Source organism: Nonomuraea sp. NPDC050540, from assembly GCF_044457485.1.
In the GTDB taxonomy this organism is placed as follows: Bacteria; Actinomycetota; Actinomycetes; order Streptosporangiales; family Streptosporangiaceae; genus Nonomuraea.
The window spans coordinates 1,178,673-1,191,614 of record NZ_JBITHA010000001.1 but is presented as its reverse complement, the minus strand read 5'-3'; the positions used below and the strand labels follow the sequence as shown (position 1 = coordinate 1,191,614).

The 12,942-nt window shown below is 71.4% G+C and carries 12 protein-coding genes; 2 read left to right on the top strand and 10 right to left on the bottom strand.

The genetic code is table 11. The features are described from left to right. The first annotated feature begins 2 nt into the window (after nucleotides 1-2). Nucleotides 3-1,109, top strand: a complete 1,107-nt coding sequence (locus tag ACIBI5_RS05370) for an FAD-dependent oxidoreductase (RefSeq protein WP_397243402.1) — start codon at nucleotides 3-5, stop codon at nucleotides 1,107-1,109. 47 nt (nucleotides 1,110-1,156) lie between these two features. On the opposite strand, the gene ACIBI5_RS05365 is transcribed toward ACIBI5_RS05370, so the two are convergent. The 9 genes from ACIBI5_RS05365 to ACIBI5_RS05325 all read right to left on the bottom strand — a co-directional run bounded on the left by ACIBI5_RS05365 (nucleotide 1,157) and on the right by ACIBI5_RS05325 (nucleotide 10,883). Then, a complete protein-coding gene (locus ACIBI5_RS05365) occupies nucleotides 1,157-2,140 on the bottom strand; it encodes a branched-chain amino acid transaminase (protein ID WP_397243400.1) in 984 nt (327 codons plus the stop codon). Then, nucleotides 2,137-2,793, bottom strand: coding sequence for an HAD family hydrolase (locus tag ACIBI5_RS05360; protein WP_397243797.1), 657 nt, complete (start codon nucleotides 2,791-2,793; stop codon nucleotides 2,137-2,139). The genes ACIBI5_RS05365 and ACIBI5_RS05360 overlap by 4 nt, the downstream gene beginning before the upstream one ends. Continuing rightward, the gene (locus tag ACIBI5_RS05355; protein WP_397243398.1) at nucleotides 2,793-4,109 is read right to left on the bottom strand and encodes a D-arabinono-1,4-lactone oxidase; all 1,317 of its coding nucleotides are present in this window, start codon (nucleotides 4,107-4,109) and stop codon (nucleotides 2,793-2,795) included. The genes ACIBI5_RS05360 and ACIBI5_RS05355 overlap by 1 nt, the downstream gene beginning before the upstream one ends. Next, a complete protein-coding gene (gene rfbD / locus ACIBI5_RS05350; RefSeq protein WP_397243396.1) occupies nucleotides 4,106-4,978 on the bottom strand; it encodes a dTDP-4-dehydrorhamnose reductase in 873 nt (290 codons plus the stop codon). Before rfbD ends, ACIBI5_RS05355 begins: the two co-directional genes overlap by 4 nt. Nucleotides 4,979-4,993: 15 nt before the next feature. Beyond that, the gene (locus ACIBI5_RS05345) at nucleotides 4,994-5,668 is read right to left on the bottom strand and encodes an RraA family protein (RefSeq protein WP_397243394.1); all 675 of its coding nucleotides are present in this window, start codon (nucleotides 5,666-5,668) and stop codon (nucleotides 4,994-4,996) included. A gap of 27 nt (nucleotides 5,669-5,695) precedes the next feature. Then, the gene (locus ACIBI5_RS05340; protein ID WP_397243392.1) at nucleotides 5,696-7,588 is read right to left on the bottom strand and encodes a transketolase C-terminal domain-containing protein; all 1,893 of its coding nucleotides are present in this window, start codon (nucleotides 7,586-7,588) and stop codon (nucleotides 5,696-5,698) included. After that, nucleotides 7,566-8,378: an SDR family oxidoreductase gene (locus ACIBI5_RS05335; protein ID WP_397243390.1), complete on the bottom strand. Its 813-nt coding sequence runs from the start codon at nucleotides 8,376-8,378 to the stop codon at nucleotides 7,566-7,568. Before ACIBI5_RS05335 ends, ACIBI5_RS05340 begins: the two co-directional genes overlap by 23 nt. A 2-nt stretch (nucleotides 8,379-8,380) precedes the next feature. Beyond that, nucleotides 8,381-9,403: an N-acetylneuraminate synthase family protein gene (locus ACIBI5_RS05330; protein WP_397243389.1), complete on the bottom strand. Its 1,023-nt coding sequence runs from the start codon at nucleotides 9,401-9,403 to the stop codon at nucleotides 8,381-8,383. A gap of 499 nt (nucleotides 9,404-9,902) precedes the next feature. After that, the gene (locus tag ACIBI5_RS05325) at nucleotides 9,903-10,883 is read right to left on the bottom strand and encodes a DUF5937 family protein (protein WP_397243388.1); all 981 of its coding nucleotides are present in this window, start codon (nucleotides 10,881-10,883) and stop codon (nucleotides 9,903-9,905) included. Between the two features lie 167 nt (nucleotides 10,884-11,050). Between ACIBI5_RS05325 and ACIBI5_RS05320 the strand changes: the two genes are divergently transcribed. Continuing rightward, nucleotides 11,051-11,902, top strand: a complete 852-nt coding sequence (locus ACIBI5_RS05320) for an aldo/keto reductase (protein WP_397243386.1) — start codon at nucleotides 11,051-11,053, stop codon at nucleotides 11,900-11,902. Here the strand turns inward: ACIBI5_RS05320 and ACIBI5_RS05315 are convergent. Next, entirely contained in the window at nucleotides 11,899-12,894 is a 996-nt protein-coding gene (locus ACIBI5_RS05315) for a LysR family transcriptional regulator (RefSeq protein WP_397243384.1), read from the bottom strand. The two genes, ACIBI5_RS05320 and ACIBI5_RS05315, sit on opposite strands and share 4 nt — an antisense overlap. Nucleotides 12,895-12,942 lie beyond the last annotated feature (48 nt).

Below are 12,942 nucleotides of genomic sequence, written 5' to 3'. Positions count from 1 at the left end.
CCATGACCGAGATCATCAGGAAACGGGCCGAGCGCGTCCTTGTGATCGGCGCCGGGGTGAGCGGCCTGACCACGGCCCTGTCGTTGTCGCGGGCCGGGTTCGAGGTCGTCGTCGCCGCCGAGAAGGACGCCTCGCAGTGCGTGTCCGTGGTGGCGGGCGCCTTGTGGGAGTGGCCGCCGGCGGTGTGCGGCTACCACCATGACCAGATCTCGTTGTCGCGCTCGAAGGGGTGGTGCATGGAGTCGTACGAGATCTTCGACGGCCTCGCCGCCGACTCGTCGACGGGCGTGTTCATGCGGGTCTCGAACTTCTACTTCACCCACCGTGTCGAGCAGCACGTCCACGACCAGAACAAGATGAACGAACTGGCCGTCAGGGTACGCGGGTTCGAGCGTGACCCCGGCCTCGCCTCGGCCAACGGCGTGAACCCGACGTACGGGATCCAGGACGCCTACCGGCACCTCGCCCCCATGATCGACACCGACACCTACACCGGCTGGCTGCTGCGGCAGGCGGAGGAGGCCGGGGTCAAAGTCGTGCGGGCGCGGGTCTCGGGCCTGCTGCGTGAGCAGGAGCGCGAGCTGCACCAGGCGTACGGCGTGGACGCGATCGTCAACTGCACCGGCCTCGGCGCGGCGGAACTGCACGGGGTACCCATGTACCCGCTGCGCGGCGCGCTGGTGCGGGTGCTCAACGACGGCACCCGGATCCCGAAGATCGAGGAGGCGCACTGCGTCTCCCACGACGAGCGCAACGGGGACGAGCAGGACATCGTGTTCATCGTGCCCCGCGGCGAGAACCTCGTCGTGCTGGGCGGCCTCGCCGAGCCCGACCAGTGGAGCACCGACATCAACCTCGACAACCACCAGCCGGTACGCGACATGTACAACCGGTGCGTGCAGTTCATGCCGGCGATCGGCAAGGCGGAGATCGACCCGGTCGAGCCGGTACGCGCCGGCCTGCGGCCCTTCCGCAAGCAGAACGTCTGCCTGGAGAGCGAGCCGGGGACCCGGATCGTGCACAACTACGCGCACGGCGGCGCCGGGTTCAGCTTCTCGTGGGGGTGCGCGCGGGAGACGGTCGACATGGTGAAGTCCTTCGCGATCTGAACGGCGATCTGAACGGCGAGGGGGCCCGGCGGTCCGGGCGGGCCCCCTCAGCCGGGGTCGAGCGGGATCTCGGTCAGCCACTCCGGGTGGCGCTCGGAGCGTCCGCGCACGATCGCCGCGTACTCCCGCTCCAGCCGCGCCGTCACCGGTCCCATCGTCCCGTCGCCCACGCGGCGGCCGTCGACGGTCGTGACCGGCAGGATCTCCCAGGCGGTGCCCATGAAGAACACCTCGTCGGCCAGGTAGAGCTCGCTGCGGTCCACCTCCCGCTCCTCCAGCGCCAGCCCGAGGTCGCCGGTCAGCGCGCAGACGCTGTCCCTGGTCAGCCCGGCCAGCAGGCCGCTGGTCAGCGACGGGGTGATCACCGTACCGTCGCGCACGAGGGCGACGCAGGCGCCGGGACCCTCACTGACCTTGTGCCGGTCGTTGAGCAGGATGGGCCAGTCGTGGCCGTTCTCCCTGGCCTCCATCATCGCCAGCCGGCCGTTGTGGTAGTTGGAGAACGTCTTGGCCCGCGGCGGCATGGACGCGTCGCTGACCCGGATCCACGAGCTGACCGCGGCGCGGCAGCCGCGCGGCGTCAGCAGGTGGCTGTGGAAGGGCCAGCTGTCGACGACGATCTCGCAGCGGCTGCCGGCCGGGACCATCTGCTCGCGGATCACGCCGCGCGGGAAGGCCCACGGCCGGATGTAGGTGTCGGTACGGCAGGCGTTGGCGCGCAGCAGGCCGAGAATGGCCTCCCGCAGGCTGTCCACGCTGCCGGGCAGGTCGAGCCGGCACAGCCGCGCCGAGTCGAACAACCTGCGCAGGTGATCGTCGAGCCGGAAGGCCAGCAGGCGGCGCCCGTCCGCGGCGAGGTAGGCCTTGATGCCCTCGAAGACGGCGGCGACCGAGGCGTGGCCGACCGCGTTGACGTGCACGGTGGCCTGCTCCCACGGCACGAGGGCGCCGTCGCGCCAGATCCACTCCGGGTGCCCGCTGCCGCGGGCGGCCAGGGAGTCGAGTGCCTGGCTCTCCAGTGCGTGCGTCATGCGGCCGCCACCTCCAGGCCGTCGAGCGAGATCTGGTACAGGGTGTCGAGAACGGCGCTGGCGGCGCCGAGGTCGGCGTGGCGGCCGGCGGCGCTGGGCACGGCGACGCAGCGCAGTCCGGCGGCCCGCGCGGCGGCGACCCCCACCTCGGAGTCCTCCAGCGCCAGCACCTCCTCGGCCCGCAGCCCGCACCGCCGCAGGGCCAGCAGGTACAGGTCGGGAGCGGGCTTCACCGCGATGCCGCCGTCGGCGGTGACCAGGTGGTCGAACCACTCGAGCGCCCCGAGCCGCCCGAGGTGCCCGGCCACCCAGGTCCGCGGCGAGCCGGAGACCACCGCCAGCCGGATGCCGCGCCGCGCGGCCTCCCCGGCCAGCGCCCGTACGCCGGGCCGCAGCGGCTCGGCGTCGGACAGCTCCTGCTTGCGGGCCAGCCGCCAGGCGACCTCTTCCTCGGTCACCGCGCGGCCGAGCGTGCGCCCGAAATGCCCGGCCGCGATCTCGGCGCCGGAGGAGCGTCCGGTCATCGCCGCCCACACCGACTCGGGGAAGGCGAGGCCGAAGCGGGCGTAGAGGTCGCGCCAGGACTGCCTGGCGGCCCGTTCGGTGTCGCAGAGCAGGCCGTCGAAGTCGAAGAACAGTCCCCGGACGGCCATCACGCGGGCTGCCCTGCGTGGACGGGGCCGAGGACGCGGCCGAGATAGTCGTTGGCGAACACGCCGTCGGGGTCGAGCGCGGCGCGCACGCGCGCGAAGCTCTCCCATTCCGGGTAGCGCGGGCGCAGGATCTCGGCGGTGGCGGTGTGCGCCTTGCCCCAGTGGGGCCGGGCGTCGAGGTCGCGCAGGACGGGCTCGGCGACGCGCAGGATCTCGATGTAGCCCGCCGTCCTGGGCACGCACAGGTTGACGTAACCGGTCCGCCGGCCGTACGCGGGACTGAGCGGGGAGTCGTCGGGGGCGCCGACGCGCACGAGCACCGAGTACGGCGAGTAGTGGCCGAAGCGGCGCAGCGCGCCGCGCAGCCCGGCCAGCGCGGCGGGGATGTTCTCCAGCGGCAGCGCGTGCTCCATGGCCAGGAACTTGATCGGCTGCGGGAAGGCGAAGACCCGGTGGGCGGTGTCCACGTAGGAGACGCGCTCGCCGGTGGCGGGCGTACGGCCCAGGCGCGGGACGATGCCGGGGCGCAGCCGTCCCGCCAGGCCGGACAGGCCGCAGCGGACCTCGGCCAGCGTGCTGTCGTAGCGGTGCAGCGCGGCGCGCGGCGTGGGCGGCGCGGCGGTGCGGTCCAGTGCGCGGGTGGCGGCGCTGTCGGCCCACGGCAGCCAGGAGAACGAGACGTGCTCGGCGCTGCCGGCCCACTCCCCGAAGCGTTCGAGCAGCCCGTCGAGCGGCTCGCGGCCGAGCACGGCGCGCAGGTTGAAGCGCGGCACCACGCGCAGCGTGACCTCGGTGATCACGCCGAGGGCGCCGAGCGAGGTGCGCGCGCACCGGAACAGCTCGGGGTCCTCGCGGGTGTCGCACTCGCGTACGGAGCCGTCGGCGGTGACCAGGCGCAGGCGGGTGACCTGGCCGGAGAACGGCGGATGGGCCAGGCCGGTGCCGTGGTTGCCGGTGGCCAGCGCCCCTGCGACGGTCTGCGCGGCGATGGTGCCGAGGTTGCCGAGCGCCAGCCCGGCGCGGTCGAGGGCGGTGCTGAGCATGTGTAAGGAGGTTCCGGCGCGCACGGTGACGGTCCCGGCGGCGCGGTCCACGCCGGCGACGCCGCGGAAGCGGGTCAGGTCGAGCAGCGTGCCGTCGGTGCAGGCCAGCTGGTTGAAGGAGTGCCCGGTGCCGACCGGGCGCACGGTGCGGCCGGCCTTGGCCGCGGTGCGCACCGCGTGGACGATCTCCTCCTCGCGGGTCGGCGCGAGCAACGTGGCGGGTGCGCAGCGCGCGGTGCCCGACCAGGTGCGCCAGGTGGGTCGGTTGCTCATGTTCTCCCGTTCCCTGTGGAGAGGTGGGTGCGGTAGCGGGAGACCGCGTCGGACCAGTCCGGCATGGTGATCCCGAGGTGCTTCAGGCGGCCGGTGCTCAGGGTGGAGTTGCGCGGGCGGCGGCCGAGGAAGCCGCAGTCGTCGAGCGCGACCGGCTCGGCGGCGCGGCCCTCGCGCCCCAGCGCCACCCGGGCGACGTCGAACCAGCTGGCCGAGCCGGTGTTGGCCACGTGGAGCGTCCCCGCGGTGCCCCGCTTGAGCAGCAGCACCATGGCGCGGGCCAGGTCGACGGTGTAGGTGGGGCAGCTGAACTGGTCGTGGATGAGGCGTACGCGCTCGCCCCGCTCGGTCTGGCGGATCATGGCGAGCACGTTGTCGGTGCGCTCGTCGCTGCCGCCGAACAGCCAGGAGGTGCGGATGACGAGGTGGTCGTCGACGGTGGCCACGATGCGCTCGCCGGCCAGCTTGCTCAGCCCGTACACGCTGAGCGGGCCCGGGGTGTCGGTCTCGCGGTAGCCGCCGTCGGGGGTGTCGGCCCCGTCGAAGACGTAGTCGCTGGAGACGTAGACCAGGCGGCTGCCGGTCCTGCGGCAGGCGTCCGCGACGTTGCGGACGCCTGCCACGTTCACGCGCAGCGCGAGCTGCGGGTCGGCCTCGCACTCGTCGACGATCGCGTGCGCGGCGGTGTGGACGACGACGTCGGGCGCGAAGCCCTCGACGGAGTCGCGCACCGCCCCGGGATCGCCGATGTCGAAGTCGGCCACGGAGACGCCGCGCACGTCCCAGCCCGCAGTGAGCGGGTCGGCGGCCAGCGCGGCGCGCAGTGCGGTGCCGAGCATCCCGTCGGCTCCGGTGAGGTAGATCCGCATTCCCCCGCGTCTCCTTTACAGGTGGCCGAACTCGGCCAGCAGCTCGGACACGGTCGCCCCCGAGTTGATCTTGTCGCGGATCGTCTTCTCCTTGCCGATCTGCACCCGCGTGCCTTCCAGCACGTCCTGGGCGTCGGCGGAGGGGACGACGGCGATGCCGTTCTCGTCGGCCACGATGATGTCGCCCGGGTGGATGACCTGGCCGTCCACCACGACGGGCACGTTCACCTGCACCGGCTCCGTGCGGTTGTGCACGGCGGTGGGCGAGGGCCTGGGCACCGTGCCGCGGTACCAGACCGGGAAGTTCAGGTCGCGGATCTCGTCGACGTCGCGGATGGCGCCGTCCACGATCCCGGCCGCGACGCCCGCCTTCAGCGAGAGCGTGGACATCAGCCCGCCCCACATCGCGGTCCTGGTGGAGCGGTGGCAGGCGAGCACGATCACGTCGCCCGGCTGCGCCCTGCTCAGCACCGGCATGCAGTCGACGAGGTCGTCGATGGACAGGTTCACGGTGATCGCGGGCCCGACGATCTTGTGGTGCGGCAGCACCGGCAGCAATCCCCCGATGGCTCCGGTACGGCGGCGCGCGTCGGTCACCAGGCAGCTCGGACTGTACTCCTTCAACACCTCGCGGAAGGCGTCGACAAGCTCACGCGGCGGGCGCTCGACGTCGTTGTAAATGGTCTCCACGGTGGTCCTTTCAGGGAGGGGTGCTGGTCAGGAAAGGTGCTTGCGGATGGTGTCGGCCAGGTGCTCGGCGCTCAGCCCGTGGGCGGCGAGCACCTCGTCGTCGCGCCCGCAGCGGGGCACGTCCTCGACGCCGATCCCGAGGAAGGCCGGCGGGCCGGGCAGGCCGAGCTCCAGGAGCGTCCTGGCGACGACGTCGGCCTGGCCGCCCCTGGTGTAGTGGTTCTCCACGACGAACAGCCGGTCGGCGCGGCCGGCGAGGTCGGCCAGCCAGCCGGCGTCCACGCGGTTGAGCCAGGGCAGGTTGACCACGGTGAGCTCCAGGCCGGTCGCGGCCAGCGCCTCGGCCGCGCGCAGCAGCTGGGCCAGGACGATCGGGCCCGAGCCGATGGCCACCGTCCGGCCGCCCTCGCGCACGACGGTGCCCCGGCCGGGCACGAGCGGCGCGGCGGGCAGCGTGGCGGTCTCCGGCGGGCACGGCACGCTGACCAGCCGGAGGTAGACGCTGTGCGGGGTGTTCGCGCAGAAGTCGACCGCGGCCCGCGTCTCCTCGGGGCTCGCCGGCTCCAGGATCACCAGGCCGGGCATCGCGGCCAGCGCGCTCACGTCGCGGACCGCCTGGTGGGAGTGGCCGGGCGCGGCGGGCAGCAGCCCGGCCAGCGACCCGACGTAGATCACCTTCCGGCCTTCCGTGGCGTTGGTGTAGATCTGCTCGTTCGGCCGGGCGTGCAGGAAGCAGGAGAAGGAGTGCACGAACGGCAGCAGCCCCCGGTAGGCCAGGCCCCCGGCGATCGAGACCATGTCCTGCTCGGCGATGCCGCATTCGACGAAGCGCAGGGGGAAGCGGCGCCAGAACGGGATCAGGCCGGTGTCGAGCACGAGGTCGGCGTCCAAGGCGATCACCCGGGCGTCTCTGGCGGCCAGGGTGGCGAGGGCTTCGCCGTACACCTCGGGGAGTTTGGGTGTCTGGAGTTTGACGGGGGGCCGGTCCTCGCCGGTGCTCATCCCGAACGGGCCGCAACTGTCGCGGGCGGCTTCGAGGAGTTCGCCGTGCGCGGCGAGGTAGTCCTCGCGTGCGGGCGCGCCGCTGTGGAAGCGGTAGCGCCACTCGTCCTCGCGCATCGAGGTCGCGGCGAAGCGCGCGCAGCCCGCGCCCTTCACCGTGTCGGCGATGATCACGGCGGGCCGGTCGGCGTGCTCGTCGGCGCGGCGGGCGAAGGTGGCGGCCAGGTGTTCCTGGTCGTGCCCGTCGCACCGCAGGACGGCCCAGCCGAACGCGGTGAACTTGGCCTCCAGGTCGCCGAGGTCGCTGACGTCGCGTACCCAGGTGTCGGACTGGATCTTGTTGTGGTCGACGATGACGGTCAGCTCGCCCATGCCGGAGCGGGCCGCGCCGGCCAGGGCCTCCCAGTTCTGGCCCTCCTGGAGCTCGCCGTCGCCGGTCAGCACGTAGACGCGCTGGTCGCGGCCGAGCAGCCGGTTGGCCAGCACGACGCCCTTGGCCTTGGAGATGCCCATGCCGAGCGAGCCGGTGTTGAAGGGCATGTGCGGGGTGCCGACGTCGGGGTGGCCGGGCAGGCCGCCGAGGCGGCGCAGCCGGTGCAGCAGGTCCTCCTCCAGTTTGCCGAGGCCGATCAGCGCCGCGTACAGGCCGGGGGCGTCGTGGCCCTTGGAGGAGAAGAACAGGTCGTCCTCGCGCAGCTCTTCGAGCAGGAGCCGGCTGATGACGTCGGCCGCGCTGAAGCTGGACCCGAGATGCCCGGATCCGGCGCGCATGATCATGTAGAGGGTGTTGATCCTGGTGAGGGAGGCGAAGGCGTGGGCCCGGCGGCAGGGGTCCTCGATGCCGCCGAGCACGCGCGTGATCTCGCTGACCGGCACCCAGGCCAGCGTGCGGGTCTCACCAGCAGACGTAGCCGCCATCGACCTGCAACTCCGTTCCTGTGACGTAACTGCTCTGGTTGGAGGCGAGGAAGAGCAGCGGGCCCGCCAGGTCCTCGTGGCGGGCCATCCGCTGCAGGGGCACTTTGGCGCTGAACTTCCTGCGGAACTCGGGGTCCTGGCCGCCGAGCACGCCGCCGGGCGAGAGCGTGTTGACCCGCACGCCGCGCGGGCCCCACAGCGCGGCCAGGTACCGGGTCAGCGCGGACACCCCGGCCTTCGACATGCCGTACGCGGGCGGCTTGAGGAAGGGCGGGTCGAGCGGCAGGTGCTCGTACAGCCGGGGGTCGGGGGCCATGCTCCCGTAGAGGGAGCCGATGTTGACCACCGAGCCCCGGCCGTTCCTGGCCAGTTCGGCGCCGAACACCTGGCAGGCGCGCAGCGTGCCGTGCAGGTTGACGTCCAGCACGGCCGCCGAACGCTCGTCGGGGATGTCCTCGAACGTCCAGCTCCCGGTGGTGGCCGACGGCGGCTGGTCGATCCCGGCGTTGTTGACCAGGATGGCCGGCCGGCCCAGCTCGGCCAGGCACGACTCCAGTGCCGCGCCCAGGCTGAGCCGGTCGGTGATGTCGGCCTTGGCGAGCACGAATCGCTCGTCGCCGTGGCGGGTCAGGGTCTCGGCCAGCTCCGCGCTCAGCTCGGCGTGGATGTCGAGGCCGAGCACCTTGGCGCCCGCGCCGAGCAGCGCGTCGGTCCAGACCGCGCCGAGCCGGCCCAGGACGCCGGTGACGACCGCGATCTCCCCGGTGAGGTCGATGTTCAGCGCAGTCACCCTCAGTCGAGAAGGTCGGGGCTGAGGTCGGCGTCGAAGGCCAGCGGCGCGCGCAGCGTGCGCCCCACGACCTGTCCCAGCAGGTACGGCCGCATGCCGTCGCCGCCGGGTGACTTGATCGCGATGTCGTCCTCGGTCAGCACGTGGCCGGTGTCCAGGTCACGGGCCGCGACCAGCTTCTTGCCCAGCTTCCGCAGGGCCGGCGCCTCCGCGGGCAGCTGGCGCTTGTCCCCCGAGCCGAGCGACTCCCGGGTACGGCGCAGCCCGGCCACCAGTTCTGCCAGTTGTTCCGGTTCGAGGGAGAAGTGGTGGTCGCTGCCCGGCCGGGTGCGGTCGAGGGTGAAGTGCTTCTCGACCACCCGGGCGCCCAGCGCGTAGGCGACGTAGCTGAGGTCGGGTCCGAGGTCGTGTCCGGAGAAGCCGACCACGACGTGCGGGAACTCCCGCCGGTAGGTGCCGATGACCGACAGGTTCAGGTCGGTGGCCGAGACCGGGTAGATGGCGGTGCACTGGAGCATCGCCACGTTGGAGTTGATCGGCAGCACCACGTCGAGCGCCCGGCGCACGTCGGTCATGTCCGCGCCGCCGCTGCTCATGATCAGCGGCAGGCCGGTCTTCGCGGCGTAGCTGAGCAGCGGGGTGTTCGTGAGGTCGGCGGAGGCCAGCTTGATCGCCGGTACGCCGATGCCGACGAGGAAGTCGACGCTGGCGAAGTCGAAGGCGGTGGAGATGAAGTCGATGCCCGCCTCGCCGGCCACCTTCACGAGGTGCGTGTATTCGTGGTGGCCGAATTCGAGGGCCTCTCTGTGCGCGCCGTAGGTGGCGCCGTAGCTGTTTCTGCCGGTATAGGGCTCGTCGTACATCGCCTTGGTGTACAAGGTCGTGTTCTCGCGCTTCTGGAGTTTGGCCGCGCTCGCTCCTGCGGCGGCGGCCTTCAGGACGAGTTCTTCCGCCTTATCCAGGTCGCCCTCGTGGTTGTGCCCGATCTCCGCGATTACATACGCGTCGGAACCATCCGAGATCACTCGGCCGGCAATTGCCAGTTCCCGCGAACTCATTTTTCCCCTTTACCATGCACACGTGTCGACGTGCGGCGCGAATGTTTGTCGCTCCGCACTCTTGGCCGTAACCGACTCGTACCAGAGGAAGCATGCTCCAGCGCTGGTCAGCGCCTTGCGATGGGAGATCCTCAAGTGTCTCCGCCCAGGCGAGCATGCTCGCCGAATACACCTTTGGATTGTTTATCCGTGCCGATCAACCGGCGCCGCCCTTGCCGTATCGATCACACCCCGATTTCACCCCTGGCCTCATCTCCGCACCCATTTGGACGCGGATCTATGTGAGGTCCCCACAAATCACTGGTCAAGTGTTACACGACCGGTCGTCGCACTGTCAACACATGACATATTTAGCCAGGTGGATCGCATTAAGTCAGGATGGCCTTAAAGCGCCGATGGACGCCACCCTTCAGCAGGGCTTCAACATTGTGATCCGATGTTCTCGGCAAATTAATGGGGCGGGATATCACGCGATGGGGGCCATTACAAGGGACTCGGCCACGGTGGTGCGCGCGTACATGACGAATCGCCCCGCGCGATGCGCGGTCACCAGTCCCGCCGAACGCAGGGCGGCGAGATGCTCCGAGACGCTGCTGGCGGCCAGACCCGTCCGATGGGTGAGCTCGGTGGTGGAGGCGGGCGTGTCGAGTTCCATGAGCAGCAGGGTCCTGGAGCGCCCGATGACCGCGGCGAGGGCGTCGGCGGTGGTGCGGTCTCGGCGTTCCCACAGCGAGGCCACCCCGCGCGCCGGATAGGTCAGCGTGGGCTGCCAGGGCGGGATGGTGCTGGAGAAGACCGACGGCCAGACGAACGCGGAGGGGACCAGCAGCAGGCCCTGGCCGTCCAGGGAACGCGCGCCGGAGTAGCGCGGGTGGGCGATGTGCAGGCTGCCGTCCTGCCAGCGCACGATGGAGGCCAGGTCGGCGAAGAGCCTGGCCGCGCCGCCGTCGGCCAGGCGGCGGGCGCGGTAGATCACGTCGCCCTGGTGCAGCGCGCGCAGGCGCGGCCAGTGCGGGGCGATCGCCAGCTCCCAGTACGCCTCGATCACCCCGGCCAGCCTGGCCAGGCCGGGAACCGGGTCGTCGTGGAGCGCGTCCACCCAGGGCGAGCGCGCGTCGACCATGTGCCCGAGGTCGGTCCTGACCTGGCCGGGCGGCGTCGCGCGCAGCGTCTCCAGCTGGGCGGCGAACTCGGGGGCCGGCGTGAGCGGCGGCGGCGTCAGGAAGTCCGGAATGTACCAGCTCGGCACGGGCACCAGGTCGGACAGCGGGCCGAGGTCGAGGCCGGAGGCCGCCAGCAGGGGCCGGGTCTCGGCCACCCACGGCTCGTGCACGATGTGGGCGGCCGGATCCTTGAGCACCCGGATGCTGGCGACGACCTCCTGCAGCGGAGAGGTCGCGAAGCGGGTGCGGGCGAGGTCGTCCGCCGAGAAGCCGAGCGTCAGCATGACACCCCCACAATTTCCGCGGAAAATCCATTGTGCACGCATTTCGGGGGATCGCGAGGCTTTAAGCGGCGCTTCAACCCAGGGCACAGAATCTTTCACTACTTCTTTCCGCGGCGACCCCCCATAATGGGGCCCGAAACGGATTCCGGCTTATGGAGAAACGTCTGATGCCAAGTTCCCTTTTCTCGCTGGGCGGCGACCTTCCGATCCGGAGGCTGGGCTTCGGCGCGATGCGGCTGACCGGTGAGGGCAACTGGGGCCTGCCGGACGACCCCGGGTACGCGCTCGACGTGGCCAGACGCGCGGTCGAACTCGGCGTGAACTTCATCGACACCGCCGACGCCTACGGCCCGGGAACCAATGAGGAGCAGCTGGCGCAGGCGCTCCGGCCGTACCCCGACGGCCTGGTGATCGGCACCAAAGCGGGCCAGAGCAGGCCCAGCAGCGACGACTGGGTGCCGCTCGGCCGTCCCGAGTACCTGCTGCAGCAGGCCCACCTGAGCCTGCGCCGCCTGGGGGTCGAGCGCATCGACCTCTACCAGCTCCACCGCATCGACCCGAAGGTCCCGGCGGAGGAGCAGTTCGGGGCGCTCAAGCAGCTCCAGGACGAGGGGAAGATCCGCCACATCGGGCTGTCGGAGGTCTCGGTCGCGCAGATCGAGCAGGCGCGCAAGCAGATCGACGTGGTGAGCGTGCAGAACCTCTACAACATCACCAACCGCCGCTATGAGGACGTCATCGACTACTGCGAGCGGGAGAACATCGCGTTCATCCCCTGGCTGCCGCTGGCCAGGGGCGGCCACGCCAGCGCCGGCGGCGCGCTGGCGCAGGTCGCCAAGCAGCTCGACGCCACGACCGCGCAGATCTCGCTGGCGTGGCTGCTGCGCCGCTCCCCCGTGATCGTCCCGATCCCGGGCACCGGCTCGATCCCCCACCTGGAGGAGAACGTCGCGGCGGGCGACGTCGAGCTGACCGACGAGCAGTTCGCCTACCTCACGCGCGAGGTCGCGGGGAGTTAGGCGCCAATGGCGGCCGCCGGGGCGCGCGGTCCGGGCAGGACGGACGGCGTCCCGGCGGGCAGGGGCCCGTCGATCAGCCGGTGGTCGGGCTGGGTCACCAGCCGGGCCGCCGTGGCCAGCATCTCCACCGCCGCCATGACCGCGGGACGACGGCCGGCCTCCTGGCGCCAGACCGCGTAGACGCGGCGGCTCAGGCGGGGGCGTACCGAGACGATCCGCACGCCGTCGGGCACCTGGTCGCGGCCCAGCCTCGGCATGACCGCGACCCCGAAGCCCGCCTGCACCAGCGCCAGCTGTGTCGGGTGCTCACCGGCGGTGTGTCCCACCCGCGGCTCCACCCCGCGCTCGCGCATGGTGTGCAGCAGCCAGTCGTGGCAGCCCGTGCCGGGCGACCAGGTGATCCACACCTCCTGCGCCAGGTCCTCCAGGTCGAGCACCGAGCGATCGGCCAGCGGGTGCCCGGCCGGCAGCGCCACGTCCACGACGTCTTCCAGCAACTGCTTCGTGGCCAGCCGATCGGGTACGGCCAGCGGCACGTTGAACCAGTCCTGGACCACGGCGACGTCCAGGTCCCCCCGGGACACGAGGGGCATCGAGCCTTCCTGCTCCTGCTCCGACAGCTCCACGCGCAGCTGCGGATGCTCGCGTTTCAGCATGGTGACGGCCCGGGGCAGCAGGCCCCGCACCGTGGACGGGAATCCCGCGATCGACAGCTTGCCCACGACCGCGCCCCGGTATCCGTCGAGTTCGGCCTCCGCCTCGTCGGCCAGGGACAGGATGCGCTCGGCGTATCCGAGCAGGAGCCGTCCGGCGTCGGTGAGCCGCACGCCCCTGCCGTGGCGCTCCAGCATGCTCTGGCCCACCTCGCGTTCGAGCTTGGCCAGGCGCTGGGAGACCGCCGAGGTCGTGATGTGCAACACGTCCCCAGCGGCGCTGATCGAGCCGCTCCGAGCTACGGCGTGCAACGTCTGCATTAACGCCAACTCAATCATGTGCCGATCCTAACCGTGGGCCTTCCTCCTCCGTCAGCCCCGCCGGTC